This is a genomic window from Lentibacillus populi (assembly GCA_014642895.1).
In the GTDB taxonomy this organism is placed as follows: Bacteria; Bacillota; Bacilli; order Bacillales; family Amphibacillaceae; genus Lentibacillus_C; species Lentibacillus_C populi.
The window spans coordinates 18,179-39,850 of record BMJD01000016.1 but is presented as its reverse complement, the minus strand read 5'-3'; the positions used below and the strand labels follow the sequence as shown (position 1 = coordinate 39,850).

Genomic DNA, 21,672 nt, shown 5'->3' with positions numbered 1-21,672 from the left:
ATTTTGAAAGGTGGATGGAAATATGGGGCAAGGATTTAAAGCAGTTTTATGGGGGATCCGGCAGCCTTATGGCGAAACAAATGAACGATTTACCTTTTCACGGGTTATAAAAGAAAGGGATTCAGATGCTTCTGAAAGCGGTAAAGAAAGTAGCTCTAATTTTTCAGAAGGCGGAACTAATGATAATAATAAAAAACCAGCTTATAAACCTGCTCAAAAGGTAGGTCTAATCCTGGGACCGTTGCTATTTTTATTAACCCTATTACTGTTTCAGCCGGAAGGTTTAAGCCCTGAGGCAAGGGCTGTCCTTGCCGTAACGTTATGGGTCGCTACTTGGTGGATTACTGAGCCGATTCCAATTGCGGTAACTTCACTCTTCCCGATTATCTTGTTACCGATTACCGGGGCGATGGATGGGGATACGGTTGTTTCGTCCTATGGAAATGATATTATTTTCTTGTTTTTAGGTGGTTTTTTTATTGCAACTGCGATGGAAAAGTGGAATTTGCATAAACGGATTGCCTTATCAATTATCTCTGTCATCGGCACTAGCCCCCAGCGAATTGTATTAGGGTTCATGGTTGCTACTGCTTTTCTGTCAATGTGGGTTTCCAATACAGCAGCTACGATGATGTTGATACCAATGGGACTGGCGATTATCAATCAGGCAACAAGTTCGTTGGAAAAAGGTGAATATGCAAAGGAAATACCGAAATTTGAAAAAGCAGTTATTTTCGGAATAGGATATGCTGCAACCATTGGCGGTCTGGGAACATTGATTGGAACCCCTCCCCTTAGTATTCTTGCAGCAACAGTAGGGAAAATGTTTGATACTGAAATCTCGTTTGCAGACTGGATGATGGTCGGTGTACCGGTTGCGATCTTGTTAATTCCTATCTTATGGCTATACCTTACCAAGATCGTTTATAGGGTAAACTTCCGCGAGCTTCCGGGCGGGAAGGAACAGATCAATAAGGAAAGAAGATCGCTTGGGGAAATCTCTTATGAAGAAAAGGCTGTTGCAGCTGTCTTTACTTTCGCTGCTTTTATGTGGATTACTCGTACATTTATTTGGGAAAATATTGTACACGTTCCTGGTATTAGTGACGGTATTATCGCGATGGCAGCAACCATTCTGCTTTTCCTGATCCCTTCAAAGCAGGAGGATGGAAGCAAGATAATGGAATGGAAGGATTCCAAGGATATTCCATGGGGTATTCTAATTCTGTTCGGAGGTGGACTTGCCATCGCTGCAGGGTTTACAGAAACAGGTCTTTCTGACTGGATTGGCAATCAGCTGGCAGGACTTGAAGGAATGAACATTTTTATTATTATGCTTGTGGCTACTGGTGTAATTCTATTTTTGACCGAAATCACCTCAAACACGGCAACAGGAACCATGATTATACCAGTAGTTGCTACGCTTGGGCTAGCATTGAATGTCCATCCGTTTGCGCTGATGGTGCCATGTGCAATGGCAGCAAACTGTGCATTTATGCTTCCAGTAGGTACGCCACCAAACGCGATTATTTATGGTACAGGGAAATTGAAAATAACAGAAATGGTTAAAAACGGATTTTGGTTAAATATCATTTCCCTTTCCCTAATCGTAGTAGCAGTATACTTCTATTTGCCAGTTGTATGGGGAATCGATTTATTGGAGATCCCGGCTGAATTTAAGTGAAACGGGATAGTGAAAAGGGGCTTATCAGGCAGTTGGTGGTAAGTCCCTTCCTTTTAATTAATCAAGTCACGATGTTTTCTCAAAAATAGCGTTAAAGGTATCGGATATCATAAATAGAAATGGGCATTAAGTCAATGAAGTTAAAATTTAAAATTTTGGATGATAAAGTTCTTATCAATATAGAAAATTGATGAAGACAGCCAGATACATCGGTGATTTTTAAGAGCCTGCCTTGACATATGATAGACCAGAACAGGCTCTTATAAATTTTTCATTTTAATTTTTTGGTAAAACTGCACAACTTATGAAGAAAGGATAATTAGGCTATTTTTTATCTTCTAAACCGGTGCAAAAAGCTCTGCAACCGTTCATTTGTTGAATTCTCCAGTACTTCTGCTGGCGGGCCCTGTTCGGCAATGACACCATTATCCAAAAATACAATTCGGTCGGCGACATCGCGGGCAAATTCCATTTCGTGGGTAACGAGTACCATCGCCATTTCGCCTTCTTTGGCGATATCGCGAATGACCTCAAGCACCTCACCGACAAGCTCAGGGTCAAGTGCTGATGTAACTTCATCAAACAACATAATCTTTGGTCGCATGACAAGTGCCCGAGCCATCGCAACACGCTGCTTTTGCCCGCCGGAAAGCTGGCTTGGGTAGTTATCAAGCTTGTCGCCTAACCCAACCTTCTCAAGCATTTCAATCGAACGTTCTTTAGCGGAGGTTTTATTTTCCTTCTGAACGTTGACAGGTGCAGTCATACAGTTTTCTAAAATCGTCATATGCGGGAAAAGGTTGAAATGCTGAAACACCATCCCAATATCACCACGAACTTCGCGCAAATGTTTTTCGTTAGCAGGAACAAGCTTGCCGCCTTTTTCCATGTGCCACAGGTTTTTGCCATCAACGATGATATCTCCAGAGGTAGGCTCCTCCAATGTCATGAGCATGCGGATAATCGTTGTTTTGCCAGAACCACTCGGGCCGATTACTGCTACCTTTTCTGCTGGTTTAATGTCTAAATCGACACCCCTTAAAACTTTCACATCACCAAAGGATTTATGAACATCTTTGTACATAACGATTGGTTCTGTCATTTATGATACAGCTCCTTTATTTTCCTGAATTTGCTTGCTTGTTGCTTTTTTATTAAAACGGCGGTTCATTTTTTTCTCCAGTTTACTAATCAGAATAGCAGATGGATAACTTAGTACAAGGAAAAGAATGGCTACAATCGTGATTGGCTCCAAGTATTTCCAATGCTGAGAACCAAATTCATCAGCCATAAATAGAATACCAGATACCCCAACAGTTGACGCAAGCGGGACTTCCTTGAACATAATAATCAAATAGTTTCCCAGCATCGGAATGGTTGGTGGTATAGCTTGTGGCAGGATGACTTTGGTCCACTTTTGTCCAGTGGAGAAGTTTAATGCTCTGGCTGCTTCCCATTGCCCTCTGTCAACACTGTCAATCCCTGATCGATACACTTCGCCGATATACGTGCTATAGTGAATCCCCAGCCCAAGTACGGCACTTGTGAATGGATCTAAGGTAACACCAATATAAGGCACTATCGGCCATGCATAATAGAGAAAAAATAGCTGGACAAGTGGTGGTGTAGAGCGAATGAATTCCATAATCCATAATAATACCCATCTGATGGGCGTTATGGGAATTCGTTTGACAAATGTCCAGATAAAACCAAAGATAAGCGCAAATAAATAGCATGCAATGGTTAAACCTAACGTAATACCAAGCCCTTCCAGCACCTTAGGGAAGGCATCAAAGAATATATCCCAGCTCCAATTGTTATTCATTGACTAGCCACTCCTTTCTTGGATATGCTCTCCATCTTCTTCGTTAACCAAATTAATGGAAGCGCAAGAATGAAGTAGAATACAAGTACCAGCAGATAAACCGTTGGTGCCTGTGATAGGTTGGAACTCCGTAAAATATCACCATAGTATAAAATATCAGTCATACCAATTAATGATACAAGTGATGTAGATTTTAACATTAAGATAAGATAGTTACCGAACTCTGGCAACATCATCCGAACTGCCTGGGGGAAAATAACCAGCCTCATCCGCTGGAAACGCGACATATTTAATGCCGTCGCTGCTTCGCTCTGTCCTTTGGCAACCGATTGGATCGAACCGCGTACAATTTCCGACATATAGGCCCCATAGTTTAACGATATTGCCAAGACTCCTGCCCAAAAGTCACTACCGATCTCGATACCAAAGAGAATTGGTAATGCATAATAAAACCAGAATAATTGAACAATCAACGATGTCCCGCGAAAAACTTCCACATAAAAGCCGGTGAACTTGCGAAGGATAACGTTATTGGAAAGGCGACCAAACCCAGCGATAAAAGCAATGAAATATCCTAATACAATCGAGGCCAAAAGAACAGTAACAGTTATCTCGACACCCTTCATCAGGACAGGGAAAATGTCTGCTATCGCATTAATAGTAATCACTCCTTCGTTTTACATGATGAATATGCAATAAGTGTGTATATAAAAGTCGCCGCTTATCGTTTGATGACTTTTTGAACATCCTCTATAAAGTATAGGGCCAGCCCCCCTGGGTAAGGGAGTCTGACCCTATGGAGTTCGTTTCGGATAATTGGTATCCTATGAAAATATGTTTAATAGTGCGTGTTCAAAAAGTCGCGCTTATCATTTGGTGATTTTATGAACGCCCTCTAATAGTTTTCCCCGCTACAAACGCTTTCGGCTGTAATACCATCAGGGACACTGTTTGTTTCCCCATTAAAGCCGTTAGCTTCTAAAATTTCAGCAATTTTGCCGCTCTCTTTTAATTCAGCCAATTTTTCATTATATGCTTCACGCAATTTATCGTTGTCTTTGTGAAAAGCAGCTGCCCCATAGCTTGGAACTCCTTCAATATCTTCAGGCTGCTCAAAATCCTCCACAAATTCCAACTTGTCATTCCCGGAAGATTTCAAAGCCATTTTTACCGTCATTTCAGTTCCTGTTGTTGCATCAGCACGTCCTGACTCGACAGCTGAAAATGTTGCCGGAATGTCTGGGGCAGATTGAATTTGATCTTCGCTAACCCCTTCCTTTTTAACAAATTCATTTTCCGTTGCTGAGGACATGATTGACACGGTAGCATTCTTTTCAGCTAGATCCTTATAGCTGTGCAAGTCAAGCGGGTTTCCTTTCTGGACAATTAACCCTTCCCCATACATCATTTCCGGTTCACCAAAATCGGCGTTTTCACAGCGGTCAGGGGTAATCGCCATTCCAGCTGTCACGATATCGAATTTCCCGGCATTAAGACCTGGGATTAATTGTTTGAAATCAGCAAGCTGACCTTCTACGTTATCAACACCAAGTTCTTTAAAAACGGCTGTTGCAATGTCCACTGCAGCACCTTTGAGTTCGCCTTCATCGTTCTGATACGCATATGGCTCTTCATTGGCAAAACCGACAGTTACGGTACCTTTTTCTTTTAGTTCATTCAGCAGATTACCATTTTTTCCGCCATCTCCACTTGCGTCATCTGATCCGCATGCTGCCAGCATAATGAGCACAAGGCAACATACAGATATAAGTAAAATTTTCTTCATTTTCTAAAAAGACCTCCCCTTTTATTTTAAAACATTAACCGAAAAACATTTTTCCAATCAATGTTTCGATAAATGGTTTGATAATAAAAAATTTAAATCGGTTATAGATTCCGATTTAAAAAACCTGAATGATCGTGATTAGTAACAGGAGTATGAGTAACACTATTGAACTACCTGTGATTTAGGTGAAAAATACTATTTGTTTTTCGGAGAAAATTGGGCTGAAGTTGCTTTTTAGCGGACACTCTTTAATAGTAAAGACATTCTTGCAGTTTCTCAAACGCAGTATATTTAGATAATTGCGATTTAAATGGCATATAAAATGGTAAGCTCCATCAAGCTGTTTTATATCAACATATGCTTGTATATATGGCATAATGCTCGTGTATACTCAAAAACTGCTGAAATTACCGTGTGGAAACTTTCTGAAGCGTTGGATATAGACAAAGTATAAGAATCACGGTACGATAACATCAAGTTGATTTATATGGAGGGGACAGAATGAATATCGTTGTAATCGGTGCAGGTGCATTAGGGTCTTATTTTGGAGCCCGCTTTCTGGAAGGTGGGGCAAACGTCACTTTTTTAGTTCGGGAAAGGCGTGCAAAGCAGATTGAAAAAAACCACATAAAGCTCAATAGCCCATCAGGGGATTACACGGTTACAAACCCAAAAATAGCAACTGATGCAGCGGAAATTGAGACGGCAGATCTTGTATTGGTAAGTGTCAAGGGTTATCACTTACCAGGTACGTTAGCAGATCTGAAGACATTAACCAAAAAAGGTGCTCATGTTTTGCCGGTTTTAAATGGGATCGAGCATATCAGCTATTTGCAGGATCAGCTTGGCAAAGATGCAGTCATTGGTGGCCTTTCTTTTATCATTGCAACATTAGATGAAAATGGCCATGTTATTCATTCAAGCGATTTTCATGATTTGGTTTTCGGGCAGCTGGAGCCAACGCAAACAACGATTTGCAATCAACTGGAGAATCTTTGTCATAAAGCAAATGTAAACGGTATTAATAGTGATACCATTTTACTTGAACTCTGGAAAAAGTATACGTTTATCACGGCATTTTCCGGCATTACAACTGCAGCAAATCTGCCAATTGGCGAGATTCGGGATCACGACAGCACATTTCGGATTGCTGAAATGATCTTGCAGGAAATGCGAACGCTAGCGAAGGCCTATAATGTAGAAATACCAGGTGATGACGTGGAAATGGCCAAAGCCAAATTATTGCATTTACCGGAAGATGCAACTTCCTCCATGCATCAGGATCGCCGTAAAGGTTTACCATTAGAGGTGGACCACTTGCAGGGTGGAGCACTGCGTTTATCGAAAGCTGCCGGTGTTGAAATGCCGTATACAGAAACGGTTTACGGACTGATAAAACCGTTTGAGAAAGCCTAAGGAGGTAATGGATGTATAAGATTAGAGAAGCAAGGCTGGGGGATTTTGCCGAGCTGGCTAAACTAAATGACACGTGTGAAAATATCCATTTAGCCGCTGAACCGGGTAAACTGGAGAAGGAATTTTTTGTTGATTGCCTGAAGCAGGACAATGTGCGATTGCTTGTTGTGGAAAAGTCAGGTGTAATAGTGGCGTTCATTTTGTTTCGTATGGATCAGACTGCGGGCGAATTCCATATTGATAAGCTTTCTATTAAGAGCGGGTATGCGGGAAAAGGTCTTGATGAGCATCTATATCAAAAGCTGGAGAGATTGGCGGTAAAGAAGGATGCTGTACAAATAACGGCAACCATATCAACAACGAATTTGGCTGTACATGATTTCTTTAAGCGTAACGGCTGGAAACAGAAGAACCAGGTTTATATAAAATATTTAGAGGGAGAAAATTAGATGCTGTTTTATATTTTGGTAGCAATTGCGATTATCCTGATTATCCTCGTACTGACATTGGTTTCAATTTCAAAAGGGTATGCGTATAAACATACAATTGATCCATTGCCGGAAGAGGATCTTGATAATAGAAATCAGATCGTTAATGAGTGAAAAAAAGGGAGCATGCAATTTTTTATGGGAAACAAAGAAAATTGCATGCTTTTTTTATAAATGAACGATCCCGGAAATCAGTTGATTGTTTCCTGATTGAGTGCAGTCCTCCCCTCGCTACAATTTACTCCAATTGTTCATCATCTTTTACTTCCGGCCGCAGCCCTTTTTGCAGCTGGTTAATACTTAAGCCGAAATCCATTTGCAGATGTGGGTAGTCTGTGAAGTGTTTCCAGTCGCCGCCCCAGGTGAATCCGAGGCTTTTTGCGATATCCGCGACTTCGAACCAGTCAGATTCCCCATTTTGGTTGCCATCGTACTGCAAGTCCCAAATAATTTCCCCCTCCCCGTTCTGTAATGCATAATCAAAGGCAAGGCCATAATTGTGATACGATTCACCGCCTTTGGAATGGGTAATAATTTCCCCTTTTTTTGATCTGCCTTGTGCATACAAATCATCTTGTTCCTCGACCGTACGTACTCCTTCTGTAATGACAACATCAATACCAATAGCAGTTGTTTTTTTCAGGAGTGTATTTTTCTTTTTCTCAACCGTTGGGTGCAGTTCGGTTGGGAGCGTGGTATTTTCCCCCTGGTCAATATATTGATTGTTATTTACTTTATTATATATAACGATCACCGCTGTAAAAAACAGGATGATGATAATCCATGTCAGAAGATCTTTGTTTATCTTTTTCAATCCGCTGGTTCTCCTTTAATAAATAATCGTACAGCAGTATCATGTAGAAGGCATCACTTTTGAAACTTTTCCATGTATAATTCGTATTATAATGTACCCTGACTGGCTTGAGTTGTCGATTGTATATATATAAAATAATCATGAAAGGGGGAGACAATGTTTTATTTTTTGAGTTGCCTGATTGGCTATGCATTTGGCTGTTTACATGGCTCGCAAATTGTTGGCAAATATAAAAAGGTCGATATAAAAAGCGCCGGAGTAAAAAATGCCGGTGCATCGAATACAACTATATTACTTGGCTGGAAATACGGAATTTTGGTTGCACTTATTGATATTTTTAAAGCGACATTATCGATTATCTTACTGCTATATATTTTAAACGAAAATGGAATTACAGGTGAAGCACAAACACTAATGATTTATATTAATGCACTATTTATCATTACCGGCCACGTTTATCCTGTTACTATGAACTTTAGTGGCGGAAAAGGGACAGCTTCACTCGTAGGAGTGCTACTGGCCATTGATTGGAAAATTGCTTGTATCGGGATTGGTATATTGCTGATTTTAACATTTGCAACGGATTATTTGGTTATCGGCGTATTGTTTATGTATTTATCATTTTTAGTAACGACGTATTATTTCTTCGGTATTGAGCCCACAATGGTTGTTGTATTGTTATCGGTATTATCGATTATGAAGCACTTAGAGAATTACAAACGTATTTTAGCGAGGGAAGAAGCGAGGATATCTAGTTTTTTCCAAAAAAACACAGACTAACTGGAGGGATACATGATTGATATTCTAATATGGATCGTTATCATTGCACTATTTATCTTGAGCTTTGCCGGGATTATTTTTCCGATTATTCCATCACCACTAGTGATTTGGGTTGGGTTTTTGTTATATCATTTCGTAATTGACGCAAGTGAGCTAACGACAACCTTTTGGCTGGCAATGGCTATTTTGACAATTGTTCTCATCGGATCTGACATCATTGCAAACAGTTATTTTGTCAAAAAATATGGAGGCAGTAAATGGGGCGAACGGGGGGCAGCAATTGCCGTAATAATTGGATCGTTTGTGATTCCGCCATTTGGCATTATTGTTTTGCCATTTATCGTTGTATTTGTCATTGAAATGATGCAGCAACGAACCGCTAATGAAGCGATTCGTGCATCATTCGGTTCGTTAATCGGATTTTTAGGCGGGGCAGTGGCAAAAGTCATTATTCAGCTAATTATGATTGTGTGGTTTATAATTGTAGTGGTGGTGTAGAAAGGTGATTCAAGGGCAGTCGAAAAAAAGATGTGCTTGCCGGATACACTAAAACGTTTAGCATCAACAGAGAAAGTTCGGACATCGATAGTAGAAGTTGTAACATCAACAGAGAAAGTCCGGACATCGACAGTAAAAGTTGTAACATCGACAGTGAAACACGTAACATCAATAGTAAACAACAATATTAACAAACGGCACTACATAATCAAGAAAGGAATGATACGATGAGTAAACCACCTCGAGTTTTAACAATCGCTGGATCGGCTGCGGGTGGAAGTGCAGGAATTCAGGCGGATCTGAAAACATTTCAGGAGCTTGACGTATACGGAATGAGTGTGATTACGGCGATCGTTGCCCGTCATCCGGAAACAAATAAAAATGTTCATCCGCAAACAATGGAGGCAATTGAAGCACAATATGCGACGGCAGTTGAACAGGTTGGGATTGATGCCTTGAAAACAGGGATGCTGTTTTCCAAGGAAGTTATTTTGAAAACAAGTAAAATCATAAAAAGTTCCGTGACCGACCATATTGTGATTGATCCGGTGATGGTAGGGAAGCTGGACTCCAAATTGCTTGAGGATGATGCAATTGAAGCAATGAAATCCGAACTGTTTCCATTGGCATCGATTATTACACCGAATATGCCTGAAGCATCCTTTTTGCTGGATGACCGCAAGTTAAATAAGGTTGATGATCTAAAACAAGCTGCTATTGATCTGCACAAGCTCGGACCGAAATATGTTTTAGTAAAAGGCGGACGCTTAAAGGGTCCCGCTATTGATGTGCTATATGACGGGAAATCGTTCATTACATATGAGGCACCACGAATTGATACCGTCCATACAAGTGGAGCCGGCTGCACGTATTCAGCTGCGATTACCGCACAGTTGGCTAAAGGGAAGATGATGGCTGAAGCGGTGGAGCTTGCGAAAAAATTTGTTACCACCGCGATAGCGTACGGGTTTTCCTATACGGCAAAAGTTGGTCCTACCTATCATGCGGCATTGCGGGTTAAAGGCGAGTCACATTCGATAATTGTTCAATAATTTGTTTGATTGTCCTACCCTTATTACTTTGGAAATTTGCTATAGTTACAGTAGATGCTCTGTTGGGTATGGTAAAGCAATCTAAAATTAGGCTACTATGGAGGGATATGTGATGGAACATGATCATCATGCGTCAATCAATATAACAGAAAAAGAGGATCTATTGGGATTAATCAATATGCGCTTTGGCAATGTGCCAGACGATATTGCCGAACAAATTATGGCTATTGACGATATCGATGTACTGGATCGGTTATTTTTGGTTGCGGTTAATGCGGCTAACTGGGGTGTGTTTGTTAATGAATTAAACGAGGGAAAAGCTTCGTTCAAAATGGTTGGTGACGGGTTTGATCCACTCGCTGAAATAAACTAACAAATGGAGGGCTAACAATGGGGAAACGAGCACTAATTAATATTGACTACACGTACGATTTTGTGGCTGAAGATGGAAAGCTCACAAGTGGTGCACCTGGTCAGGTAATTGAGGGCAAAATTGTGGCACTGACGCAAGAATTTATTGAAGCGGGGGATTATGTTGTATTCGCAATTGATGCACATGAAGAAGGGGACCAGTATCATCCGGAGTCAGCACTATTTCCCGCCCACAATGTGATTGGAACAAAAGGCCGGGATCTTTATGGCGAACTGGCTGCGGTCTACGAGGCAAATCGAGATGCTAAACATGTCTATTATTTTGATAAAACACGTTATAGTGCATTCACAGGAACGGATTTGGAAATCAAATTACGCGAACGCGGAATTGACGAGGTACATCTCGTTGGGGTATGTACCGACATTTGTGTGTTACATACTGCTGTAGATGCGTACAATAAAGGATTTAAAATAGTGGTTTATCAGGATGCGGTTGCCAGTTTTAATGGAGCTGGGCATGAATGGGCATTGGGGCATTTTGCTAATACACTTGGTGCAAAGGTAATTTAAAAAATTCGAGGTGAGGCTTATAAAAAAGGAATTTTTATAAGCCTTTTTAAAAAAATTTAAGCAGGTCCTTTCTACGGTTAAACGCTTACAATAAAATCATCAATTCAAAATTGTCAAAATTGCTATTGACAATCTAATTAAATTTGCTATGATTAGAAAAATCAAGTTTTCACAGTTGTGTAAATATAGTGAAGAAGACAGGTGCATTGAATCGGGTTCTTAAGAGAGCTGGTGGGTGGTGTAAACCAGTGGATCAGGCAATGGACAGCACTTCGGAATAGGCAGGTTGAAATGTGAGTAGATCTGTTCGGCAGATGCCCGTTATGCATCGGACCAATGAAGACTGCTTGCCATGTCATGCAGTGAAAAAGGGTGGTACCGCGTGAGATCAAACTCTTCGCCCCTTAGCTTAGCTACTAGGGGGTGGGGAGTTTTTTTAAATGATAAGTATATAAATTTAGGCTCTATTCTGCTTACATCAGAGTTGGCCACATCCGGCTCCAGCGCCCAGCGGCTAGTGTGCAACACCCGCCTCCGTACGATAAGTCAACATCGGTTCGGGTAGGAAGGAAGGCCGACTAAAAGCGGGCTTTGCGCCCAACGTCGGCATACCCCTTTTGCAGGGGCATGTTTCCTTTATCTCCTACAGCTCAGTCCAGCACATACGCCGCTAACCGGGCGCTTGCGCCTTTGTTCTTTGGATTAAACCATAATCAGTAAACGGAAATAGGAGAGGAGACATAGTCATGCTACAAGACACAAGTTTACTTCGAATACCTGGTCCAACACCAATACCGCCAAGCGTCCAACGTGCAATGGACCAGCCAATGATCGGCCATCGAGGTATCGAAACAAAGGAACTTTTAGGGCGAATTAAACCGAAATTAAAGCCGGTTTTTGGTACAGAACAGGATGTATTGATTATGACTGGAAGCGGTACTTCTGGTTTGGAAACGGCTGTTGTGAATACAACGAAAGCCAGGGATGAAGTGCTGGTGATTGTGACAGGTTCCTTTGGGGATCGCTTTGCAAAGATTTGTGAAGCGTATCAATTAGTTGTCCATCGTCTTGAGGTAACATGGGGAGAAGCGGTTGATCCGGAACAAGTCAGGGAGTTTTTACAAAAAAATCCGCAGATAAAGGTTGTTTTTGCTACATTTTGCGAAACATCAACGGGCGTGTTAAACCCGGTAGCAGCAATTAGTAAAGCAGTCCATGAAAACTCCGATGCTCTAGTTGTTGTGGATGGTGTTTCATGTGTTGGCGGGGTCGAAGCAAAGATGGATGAATGGGAGATTGATATGCTTGTTACCGGTTCGCAAAAGGCGATGATGCTGCCTGCCGGATTAGCCTTTGTAGCAGCTAGTAAGCAAGCCTGGCAAGTGATAGAAGCAAATCAGCAGCCAAGATTTTATCTAGATTTAAGAAAGTATCGGGATAATTTAGCGGATAATTCCACACCTTTCACTCCTGCTTTGTCGTTGTTATTTGGACTGGAACAGGCTTTGGCGCTAATGGAGCAGGAAGGGTTGCAAAAGGTTTACGAGAGACATATGACAATGATGGCAATGTTGCGTGGTGCAATAACAGCATTGGGGATTCCTTTACTTACAAAAACGGAAGCAGCTTCCCCTACTGTTACAGCGATTCATCCGGAAAATTTTGACCCAGAACAATTAAGAAAACAGGTTAAACAGGAATTTGGTCTGGCTATAGCGGGTGGACAGCAGCACTTAAAAGGGAAAATCATTCGTATTGGACATATGGGCTACTGTGCACCACAAGATGTATTGCAGATTATTAGTTTGCTAGAGCTAGGTATACAGCGACTAGGGAAACGAATAGCTTTAGGGCAAGGTGTAATAGCCGCACAGGAAATTTATTTAGATGCAAGGAGGGAAGCAAACCATGACATATAAGGTGTTAATTAGCGATCCGCTAAGCGAAGACGGTATTTTTCCATTACGGGAAGCGGGTGATGTTGAGATCGTTTTGGAAACCGATCTTTCAAAGGAATTATTGCTGGAGCGGATACCCGATTTTGACGCGTTATTAGTAAGGAGCCAAACTCAAGTAACGAGAGAGGTTATTGAGCAGGCAGCAAATTTAAAGGTAATTGGCCGAGCAGGTGTCGGAGTGGATAATATTGATCTGGAAGCGGCTACTGAGAATGGTGTCATCGTCGTTAACGCCCCCGATGGGAATACAAATTCTGCTGCGGAACATACGATGGCAATGTTAACATCTTTGGCACGAAAAATACCACAAGCTTTTTATGCATTGAAGCAAAACCGCTGGGACCGGAAAAAATATGTAGGTGTGGAGCTGAAAGGCAAAACATTAGGGATTATCGGGCTCGGCAGGATTGGTGCGGAAGTCGCTGCACGGGCAAAGGGACAGCGGATGAACGTGATTGCTTATGACCCATTTTTGACCGAGGAAAAGGCTGAAAACATGGGGATTGGTTATGGCACGTTTGCAGAAGTGCTTCAGGCAGCAGATTTTATTACTGTCCATACCCCGCTGTTAAAGGAAACAAAACACATTATTAACAAGGAAGCCTTTGCCATGATGAAGGACGGTGTACAAATTGTCAATTGTGCGCGGGGCGGGATTATTGACGAAGATGCGCTATATAATGCCATTGTCGAGAAGAAAGTAGCTGGAGCAGCATTAGATGTATTTGAGCAGGAACCAATCCACCATCATAAATTGCTGGAACTTCCTGAGGTGATTGCAACCCCACATTTAGGAGCTAGCACGATTGAAGCGCAAAAAAATGTTGCGATTGATGTAAGTCATGATGTTATTACGATATTACGGGGCGGTTTGGCACAGAGTCCAGTAAACATACCGTCTGTTCCACAAGAGGTTATGAAGAAAATTGAGCCATATTTTTATTTGTCAGAAAAGCTGGGAGCGTTCCTTGCCCGTCTGGGAAATGAAGTAGTAGAGGAAATTTGGATCTATTATGCAGGGGATCTAGCGGAAATAGAGGTTACTCCTTTAACACGAAATACTGTAAAAGGGTTATTAAAACGACACCTTGGTGACCATGTCAATACCGTAAATGCCGCGTTTTTGGCTGAAAAAAAGGGGATCACCATTCACGAGCAAAAAACTTCTTCAACGAAAGGCTTTACCAACCTGTTAACGGTAGAAACAAAATCAAAATCCGGAAAACGCAAAGTGGCAGGAACATTGCTGAATGGACTTGGCGCCCGAATTGTCAAGGTCGACCATTACAGTATGGACGTTGTTCCAGAGGGGCATATGGTTCTCATCCATCACAAGGATCAGCCAGGTGCAATTGGCCGGGTTGGCAGCCTGCTAGCGAAAAACGATGTCAACATTGCCACCATGCAGGTCGGTCGTACGGAAATTGGTGGTGATGCCATCATGATGCTCGTAATTGATAAACAATTGGAACAGCATGAATTGGATCAGCTGCAAGAGCTTACGGATATTTACCATGCGACTGCTGTGGATTTGTGAACAAAAGGGACCACGTAAATGAAGAACAGCTCACGTTGGAAGGTGGGCTGTTCTTCATTGTCAAGATCAACCAGAATTTCGTGGCGGAAATTCATTGTAAAGTCCCTTCATTTTTTTCCAAGCTTACAGGTAATTTAATCTACCATATTCCTAACTCGCTCCTCCGTAAAATCCAATCCGAACCTCTCTGGTGACAGTTCATCCGCTTTGGGGAGCCCCCTTAATTTTGGATGGAGGATCCAAACAATTGACACAAATGCCAGTCCTAAGCCGGTTAAAGCAAAAATTAACGTACTGCTGGTAATTGTTGCAAAATAACCGCCAGCTAATGAACCGAGCGGCATGGCAATGGTCCCCATACTTGCAGATACGGAACCTACTCTGCCCAATAGCCGGTTTGGTACAACAGATTGTACAGTAGCAGCGAAGATAACATTTGTTCCGCCAACAGGAATCCAAGCAATACCATATAAAACAATAGCGATATAAGTCCAGGGTATGGTAGCGGACAAAATCCAACAAACAGCACCAAATAAAAAGGCGATGATGGAAAACACTCCTACTCTAAATTTTCCCATCCATGCTGCGAACAGGGCACCAATTAATCCGCCGGTCGACATCGCTGCAAGGTAGAATCCGTATATTTCTGAGCCGCCCCGTTCATCGGCAAACGCAGGCAAGATGGCAAGCGCCCCGCCAATGGCAAAATTCGCGACGATGGAGCCAATTAGAAAAGTGGCCATTAAGGAACGGAATACAATGGAAAAGCCTTCTTTTAAATCAGAAAAATATTTCTTTATCCCCTGAACAATCCCCTTCTCATTTGAGACTGTTTGTTCAGCAGATGATGGGATTTTTAATATGGTAAAAAGAATAGCCGCCACGGCAAACGTTACGGAATCCACCAGATATAATGTTACTGCACCAACGAATGCAACCAGAACACCTGATAATGCATTAAATACGAGATCAATTCCTTGATAGGCAAAGGAGAAATAGGAATTACCTTTCACCAATTCCTCTTTTGACAGAATTAACGGCAATGCTTTTGATTGCGATGGATAAGCAAATTGTTCAATAAAAGCAACGATCGGCATGACAATTAATACGATTTGTACGGTTAATACGCCAAAATAGTAGGCAATTGGAATGATTAGAATCAAGATTGCCTGGAGAAGTTGTGTAATGATTAATGTTCGCCTTACCGGCCAGCGGTCAACGAATGGACCGGTGATAAATTGCAGTGATTGTGGAAGTAATGTTAAAAACCCGGCAAGTCCGGAATAGAAGGCATTTCCGCCTAATGTATATACAAGCCACATCGCTGCCACGTAATAAATACTGTCACCCATATTCGACACAATTCTTCCTAACAATAAAAATAAGAAATTTTTATTTTTTAAAATCCTCATCGTCACTGGTCCCCTTGTCAATTGGAATTTGGAACGCTTCTTCCTCAATTTGAAAACCAATATGCAAGAAATAATAAGTGTTTGTTTCTTCTGATGTTTCCTCACCCAATTGCTCAAACTCCCGCATCAAGGCATAATACTTTTTCTTCCATTCGATAAATTGTTCCTCAGTTGCCTTAAATTCACCATTTGTGGTGATATAGCCCCAATCTTCAGGATTTTCACTTTGGTTTTTATCCTCGAATGCATAGTCTGGTGCATTTTGAACCCGATGCTTGGCACGATCCAAAATGCTATTTATCACCTGGCGTGTCGTCTGGTTAATTTCGCTTCGATGTGGAAGCAATTTTTCTGAGATGGTAAATCCGGCCGCAACCGCTTGATAAAACTTTTGTAGGATACCATTCTTTTCTTCGGTTTTGACCATTTCAATCAAGTCATTTTTTTCAAGTTCTTTTAAATGATAATGCATTTTACCACGGGGAATATTCATTGCTTCAGCTAGTTGTTGTCCGGTATAAGGCCTTTCAATGAGATGCATCATTATCTCCGCACGCAGTGGTTCTCCCATCACTTTTAATTGATTGCGTGTTGTAAGTGTCATCATTTGTTTCATAAAACGCTCACTCCTAATTGTTAAAATAAATTGTACGGTCAAATTAATTTAACAATACACACTAGTTGTTAGAAAGTAAAGATATTTTTGCGATTTCTTTGCCTGCTGTCTTTAGTATAAGGAGCAGGGTGGTTTTGATTAACGTCTGCTAGTATGAATTTAACTCATACCAGAGTCTGATTTTCCTTGTTGTCCAATGTCCACGGTAAAATTAATTTCAAATAGTAGAGAGGGGATCGAGCAATGGAAGGATTTTTTATAAGTAAAGAAAATATAAAAATTTAGGCTCTATTCTGCTTACGTCAGAGTTGGCCATGTCCAGTTCCAGCGCCCAGCAACTGGCAAACTTCACACTCCTTCACTACGATAAGTCAACATCGGTTCGCTTGACAAAGGAGGGCCGACTAAAAGCGGACTTTGCGTCCAACTCACGTATACCCCTATGAAGGGCATGTTTCCTTTATCTCATTGCGGAGTGCTCCAGTTTGTACGTTGCTAAACGGGCGCTTGCGCTTTTCTTACACAAAACTGCGTTGATAATTTTTCCGTCAGACTGGCAAGTGAAAAAGAACCGCAAATGTACTGCAACTAAAGATGGGGAAAATTGGTTAAAGGCAAAGGAAATTCCGCAATGGGGTTATCTAGGCAGCGGTGGAGAAGATCAGAAAATTAAACAGGATATTTTGACTACACACAACAAATATATGCATGGTTTTTGTTAACTCAGAATAAGCGTATGTGAACTTTCAAAGGGTGTTTCTTCTCAAACAAGAGGCATTTGACATAACTTTTCTTTATGTTAAGGTTAAATTTATTAAATGGTTTTAAATATTAAATTAAAATTTAACATTTAAAACCATTTGGAAAAAGAAAACGAATACATAAAAAAATTAATAAGGGAGGGGTAAGTTTAAATTAAAGAATAATTTGCTTGCAGTCGGAGCTGTTCGACTTGAATGAAATATCAACAATATCATAGGAGGTCATTCTGTGTTTAAGGTTTTTTGCAAGAAACTGAATATACTCATTTTTGCAACGGTTCTAGTTATTGGTCTAGGGATAACTACATTATCTTGGGGGGCGCAAGTAGCTGCTTCGGGGGAGTCGGAATTCGATGCAGAAGAAGAACCTAATTTGGTTTTTCCTGTTATAAGTGATACACAAGTCGGTGGTGAAAGAGAAGAATTGCGTAATTTTAACAATGCTTTTAAGCAACTCAATAGCTTAGCACCAAAACAAGATGCATTTGTTTTCATTGGTGACGAAACCGAGCATGGATACGAGGAGGAATATGACGATTGGATGTCTGTCTTTAATAATCATATCCAACCACAGGCAGAGCAATTGATTGGCATTGGTAATCATGAGTATCAAAATAACTCATCTGTTGAGGAATCCAAACAACGTTTTCTAGATAAAACAGGTATGGATTCTCTTTATTATAACAAGGTTATTAATGACTATAATTTCATCATGCTTGGTGAAGAATCGGGATACTTCTATTCCAAAGATCAAGTTGAATGGCTGGGAAAGCAACTGAATAAGGCGGAACAACGGGATCCGGAAAAGCCGATTTTCGTGTTTTTGCACCATGGAATTAAAGATACGACATACGGCACCGATGATTGGTATATTGATGACGATAACCAGAAGTTGCTTCGCGATACCTTAGAACAATATCCGCAAGTCATTTTAATGGCCGGCCACACTCATTATCCTATAAGCGATCCGAGGTCAATCTATCAAAAAGATTACACTACGGTTAATACAGGATCTGTCGCTTATATGTGGACGGAACCAGGTTATCTACAAGGTGAAGTCCCTGAGACAGAGGTTAGTAATGGCCTCCTTGTAGAAGTATATGATGACAGGGTTGTTATCAATCGCCGTAGTTTTACAGCAAATGACTGGATTGGAGATCCATGGGTAATCGAAACAGCGGGTAATAATAAAGAGCACTTTAAATACACAAACGACCGGGATCCAGAAAATCCTTATTTCGAAGATGACGCGACCATTACTGTCAACCAAAATGAAACAACAACATCTGGATTGAATATAGCGTTTACTCAAGCGACTGATAACCTATTAACACATTCCTATAAAGTAACAGCCAAAAATCAAAAAACTGGCGAAGTAGAGAATGAATTTAAGGCTTTTTCAGAGTATTACGAGGCTCAAATTCCCGACCCGCTGGAATTGCCTGTCGATAATTTACAACCTGCCACAACGTATGACATTAGTATAAGAGCGATCGACGCATTTGGAAACATGAGTAAAAATACATTGGCTACAACTGCTTCAACACAAGTGGAAGATGTAGCGGGGATGAAAAATCTTGTTGAGCAATTTAATAAAAACGGAGAATTCAAGAATAAACAAACTTTCCGCGCTTTAAAGATACATTTAGATGCAGTAGAGCATTACAAAAAGCAAGATAAATCTAATAAGGCAGTAAAACATATGAAAGGATTTAAGTTATTGGTTCAACAACAAAAAAATGACGAGTTAATTTCCGAGAAGACGTATAATGCCTTTAAAATGAATGCTGATTATTTACTAGAAAAATGGCAATAGATCAGAAGGTCTGCTCTTGAACAATCCCTAGTGATAAGGAATACCTTGTCACTGGGGCTATAAAAAAGGTTTACAAAAAAGCTTATGACTCAAAACCATTTGGGGGGCATACGCTTAACCCCCGGTTGAGAGACAAATAGGTGCTCAGCTTTTCTCATTTTGGCTTCTTGCTATTTAATGTAAAATGATAAAATCATGGCCGGTTTGATATGGAGTTTCTGTGGGCATGATAACAAAGCCAATGCGCTAGATAATAGGAATAATTGGCTTTAGCGATTCAAGCTATCATGCCCACCGGATATATTGGTGCAGGGGATGAGTTTTCCAGGTACGAAAAACCTTTGAGGAGAAAGGCTTGACTTTATTTTTCGATCGATATATATTTAAAAATACATAGATGAAACGTTGACAAGGATTAGTACGATCGGAGCGTCTTTTGCAAGAGAGGGAATGGGTGGTGTGAATTCCCAAAGACACGATTGGAACCTGCCTTTAAGTTCGTAATTCTGATGGTTTATCCCAAATAGATGCGCGCGGTTCATAACCGTTATCAAGTAAAGTGGCAAGACAGAGGCAAGATACCGGAGGTCGGAGAAGTGCTTTTGATTGCAACAAGGGTGGTACCACCAAACCTCGGTCCCTTATTTGGGATGCGAGGTTTTTTGTATATAAAATTTTTAAAGAGGTGTTAGGATTGGGTAAAAATAAGCAATTTGTTGAAAAGGTAACGGCGATGGAGGATGATTTCGCCCAGTGGTATACCGATGTGGTTAAACAGGCTGAGCTTGTTGATTACGGAACAGTCAGAGGAACGATGATTATTAAGCCATATGGTTTTGCTATTTGGGAAAATATCCGTGATGAACTGGACCGGAAGTTTAAAGAAACAGGACATTCGAACGTTTATTTTCCATTATTTATTCCAGAAAGCATGCTGCAAAAGGAAAAGGATCATATTGAAGGGTTTGCTCCGGAAGTTGCTTGGGTAACACATGGTGGGGAGGAAGAATTAGCAGAGCGTATTTGTGTACGCCCAACTTCAGAGGTATTGTTTGGCGACTATTATGCGAAAAATATTCACTCCTACCGGGATCTGCCAATGCTTTACAATCAATGGAGCAATGTTGTCCGCTGGGAGAAAACAACCCGGCCGTTCCTGCGTACGTCGGAATTTTTATGGCAAGAAGGTCATACATGCCATGCAACAATGGAAGATGCACAGGAAGAAACGGCGAGGATGCTCGGTATCTATACGGATGTCTGCGAAAACTATTTGGCTATTCCAGTAATCAGCGGGCGGAAAACGGAAAAAGAGAAGTTTGCTGGAGCTGATTATACCTTAACAATTGAAAGCCTTATGCACGATGGAAAAGCATTACAATCCGGAACATCCCACTATTTGGGAACCGGCTTTGCCGAGGCATTTGATATTCGTTATTTGGATAAAGAAGGGAAGCAGCAGCCTGTCCATCAAACATCATGGGGCTTATCTACCCGGATTATGGGTGCATTAATCATGGTTCATGGGGATAACCGCGGATTAGTAATACCGCCACGGATTGCGCCGACGCAAGCTATGATCGTACCAATCGCCCAGCATAAAGAGGGGGTATTGGATAAAGCATACGATTTGCGGGATCAGCTGAAAAATATAGCACGAGTTGCTATTGATGCAAGTGATAAAACGCCGGGGTGGAAATTTAATGAATCCGAGATGAAAGGAATTCCTGTTCGAATTGAAATGGGACCAAAGGATATCGAAAAGGATCAGGTTGTTCTCGTTCGCCGGGATACCGGTGAAAAAGAATTCGTTGCTTTACATGAAGTAGAAAGCCGGTTATCCGTACTGCTGGAGGAAATTCAGCAAGGATTATATGATAAAGCATTAGCACACCGTACTGAGAAAACATCGGTCGCAACGAACATGGAGGAATTTAAACAAACGCTTGAACAAACACCTGGTTTTATTAAAGCAATGTGGTGTGGCGATACAGCCTGTGAAGAAAAAATTAAGGAAGAAACAACAGCAACATCCCGCTGTATTCCATTTGAACAAGAAACCGTTGCCGATACATGCGTCTGCTGCGGCAAAGAGGCCAAAGAACTTGTTTATTGGGCAAAAGCATATTAATTTAGTGAAACCGAGCGCTGCCAAGCCGCTCGGTTTTTAACATCAACCGGAGCACAAAAACATCAACCGGAGCACAAAAACATCAACCGGAGCACAAAAACATCAACCGGAGCACAAAAACATCAACCGGAGCACAAAAACATCAACCGGAGCACG

The 21,672-nt window shown here is 41.2% G+C and carries 21 protein-coding genes and 2 other annotated features; of the genes, 14 read left to right on the top strand and 7 right to left on the bottom strand.

Translation table 11 applies throughout. From position 1 onward, the window contains the following. Positions 1 to 22: 22 nt before the first annotated feature. Positions 23 to 1,684, top strand: a complete 1,662-nt coding sequence (locus tag IEX12_RS11245) for an SLC13 family permease (RefSeq protein WP_188725183.1) — start codon at positions 23 to 25, stop codon at positions 1,682 to 1,684. A 331-nt stretch (positions 1,685 to 2,015) separates the two neighbouring features. On the opposite strand, the gene ehuA is transcribed toward IEX12_RS11245, so the two are convergent. The 4 genes from ehuA to ehuB all read right to left on the bottom strand — a co-directional run bounded on the left by ehuA (position 2,016) and on the right by ehuB (position 5,295). Continuing rightward, positions 2,016 to 2,786 carry an ectoine/hydroxyectoine ABC transporter ATP-binding protein EhuA gene (gene ehuA, locus IEX12_RS11240; RefSeq protein WP_286171095.1) on the bottom strand — a complete coding sequence of 257 codons (771 nt, stop codon included), beginning with the start codon at positions 2,784 to 2,786 and terminating at the stop codon, positions 2,016 to 2,018. Then, the gene (gene ehuD, locus IEX12_RS11235; protein ID WP_188725182.1) at positions 2,787 to 3,509 is read right to left on the bottom strand and encodes an ectoine/hydroxyectoine ABC transporter permease subunit EhuD; all 723 of its coding nucleotides are present in this window, start codon (positions 3,507 to 3,509) and stop codon (positions 2,787 to 2,789) included. Continuing rightward, positions 3,506 to 4,168, bottom strand: a complete 663-nt coding sequence (gene ehuC / locus IEX12_RS11230; RefSeq protein ID WP_088053436.1) for an ectoine/hydroxyectoine ABC transporter permease subunit EhuC — start codon at positions 4,166 to 4,168, stop codon at positions 3,506 to 3,508. The genes ehuD and ehuC overlap by 4 nt, the downstream gene beginning before the upstream one ends. Positions 4,169 to 4,404: 236 nt before the next feature. Next, positions 4,405 to 5,295: an ectoine/hydroxyectoine ABC transporter substrate-binding protein EhuB gene (gene ehuB, locus IEX12_RS11225; RefSeq protein WP_188725181.1), complete on the bottom strand. Its 891-nt coding sequence runs from the start codon at positions 5,293 to 5,295 to the stop codon at positions 4,405 to 4,407. Positions 5,296 to 5,796: 501 nt separating this feature from the next. Between ehuB and IEX12_RS11220 the strand changes: the two genes are divergently transcribed. The 3 genes from IEX12_RS11220 to ytzI are packed head-to-tail and all read left to right on the top strand — an operon-like array spanning position 5,797 to position 7,313. Further along, the gene (locus tag IEX12_RS11220) at positions 5,797 to 6,711 is read left to right on the top strand and encodes a ketopantoate reductase family protein (RefSeq protein WP_188725180.1); all 915 of its coding nucleotides are present in this window, start codon (positions 5,797 to 5,799) and stop codon (positions 6,709 to 6,711) included. Positions 6,712 to 6,722: 11 nt separating this feature from the next. Further along, entirely contained in the window at positions 6,723 to 7,160 is a 438-nt protein-coding gene (locus IEX12_RS11215) for a GNAT family N-acetyltransferase (RefSeq protein WP_188725179.1), read from the top strand. Next, the gene (ytzI, locus tag IEX12_RS11210; RefSeq protein ID WP_188725178.1) at positions 7,161 to 7,313 is read left to right on the top strand and encodes a YtzI protein; all 153 of its coding nucleotides are present in this window, start codon (positions 7,161 to 7,163) and stop codon (positions 7,311 to 7,313) included. A gap of 124 nt (positions 7,314 to 7,437) precedes the next feature. On the opposite strand, the gene IEX12_RS11205 is transcribed toward ytzI, so the two are convergent. Further along, the gene (locus tag IEX12_RS11205) at positions 7,438 to 8,013 is read right to left on the bottom strand and encodes a M15 family metallopeptidase (RefSeq protein WP_188725177.1); all 576 of its coding nucleotides are present in this window, start codon (positions 8,011 to 8,013) and stop codon (positions 7,438 to 7,440) included. 156 nt (positions 8,014 to 8,169) lie between these two features. On the opposite strand from IEX12_RS11205, the gene IEX12_RS11200 reads away from it, so the two are divergent. The 7 genes from IEX12_RS11200 (at position 8,170) to serA (ending at position 14,780) form a co-directional block, all read left to right on the top strand. After that, positions 8,170 to 8,793 carry a glycerol-3-phosphate acyltransferase gene (locus IEX12_RS11200; RefSeq protein WP_188725176.1) on the top strand — a complete coding sequence of 208 codons (624 nt, stop codon included), beginning with the start codon at positions 8,170 to 8,172 and terminating at the stop codon, positions 8,791 to 8,793. Between the two features lie 12 nt (positions 8,794 to 8,805). Further along, positions 8,806 to 9,291, top strand: a complete 486-nt coding sequence (locus IEX12_RS11195) for a DUF456 domain-containing protein (protein ID WP_188725175.1) — start codon at positions 8,806 to 8,808, stop codon at positions 9,289 to 9,291. Positions 9,292 to 9,518: 227 nt separating this feature from the next. Then, a complete protein-coding gene (thiD, locus tag IEX12_RS11190) occupies positions 9,519 to 10,343 on the top strand; it encodes a bifunctional hydroxymethylpyrimidine kinase/phosphomethylpyrimidine kinase (RefSeq protein ID WP_188725174.1) in 825 nt (274 codons plus the stop codon). 112 nt (positions 10,344 to 10,455) lie between these two features. After that, a complete protein-coding gene (locus IEX12_RS11185) occupies positions 10,456 to 10,716 on the top strand; it encodes a hypothetical protein (RefSeq protein WP_188725173.1) in 261 nt (86 codons plus the stop codon). 17 nt (positions 10,717 to 10,733) lie between these two features. After that, entirely contained in the window at positions 10,734 to 11,285 is a 552-nt protein-coding gene (locus IEX12_RS11180; RefSeq protein WP_188725172.1) for a cysteine hydrolase family protein, read from the top strand. Between the two features lie 179 nt (positions 11,286 to 11,464). Then, positions 11,465 to 11,693: a binding site (T-box leader), on the top strand. A gap of 338 nt (positions 11,694 to 12,031) precedes the next feature. Next, positions 12,032 to 13,204, top strand: coding sequence for a pyridoxal-phosphate-dependent aminotransferase family protein (locus IEX12_RS11175; protein WP_088051105.1), 1,173 nt, complete (start codon positions 12,032 to 12,034; stop codon positions 13,202 to 13,204). Further along, positions 13,194 to 14,780: a phosphoglycerate dehydrogenase gene (gene serA / locus IEX12_RS11170; protein WP_188725171.1), complete on the top strand. Its 1,587-nt coding sequence runs from the start codon at positions 13,194 to 13,196 to the stop codon at positions 14,778 to 14,780. Before IEX12_RS11175 ends, serA begins: the two co-directional genes overlap by 11 nt. A 134-nt stretch (positions 14,781 to 14,914) precedes the next feature. On the opposite strand, the gene IEX12_RS11165 is transcribed toward serA, so the two are convergent. Next, a complete protein-coding gene (locus IEX12_RS11165) occupies positions 14,915 to 16,192 on the bottom strand; it encodes an MFS transporter (RefSeq protein ID WP_088051103.1) in 1,278 nt (425 codons plus the stop codon). Continuing rightward, positions 16,173 to 16,808: a winged helix-turn-helix domain-containing protein gene (locus IEX12_RS11160; RefSeq protein WP_188725170.1), complete on the bottom strand. Its 636-nt coding sequence runs from the start codon at positions 16,806 to 16,808 to the stop codon at positions 16,173 to 16,175. The genes IEX12_RS11165 and IEX12_RS11160 overlap by 20 nt, the downstream gene beginning before the upstream one ends. A gap of 485 nt (positions 16,809 to 17,293) precedes the next feature. On the opposite strand from IEX12_RS11160, the gene IEX12_RS11155 reads away from it, so the two are divergent. The 3 genes from IEX12_RS11155 to proS all read left to right on the top strand — a co-directional run bounded on the left by IEX12_RS11155 (position 17,294) and on the right by proS (position 21,516). Next, positions 17,294 to 17,530, top strand: coding sequence for a hypothetical protein (locus IEX12_RS11155; RefSeq protein WP_188725169.1), 237 nt, complete (start codon positions 17,294 to 17,296; stop codon positions 17,528 to 17,530). Between the two features lie 268 nt (positions 17,531 to 17,798). Then, the gene (locus tag IEX12_RS11150; RefSeq protein ID WP_188725168.1) at positions 17,799 to 19,385 is read left to right on the top strand and encodes a metallophosphoesterase family protein; all 1,587 of its coding nucleotides are present in this window, start codon (positions 17,799 to 17,801) and stop codon (positions 19,383 to 19,385) included. Between the two features lie 396 nt (positions 19,386 to 19,781). Continuing rightward, positions 19,782 to 20,030, top strand: a binding site (T-box leader). Positions 20,031 to 20,118: 88 nt separating this feature from the next. Continuing rightward, a complete protein-coding gene (gene proS, locus IEX12_RS11145; protein ID WP_371871306.1) occupies positions 20,119 to 21,516 on the top strand; it encodes a proline--tRNA ligase in 1,398 nt (465 codons plus the stop codon). Positions 21,517 to 21,672 lie beyond the last annotated feature (156 nt).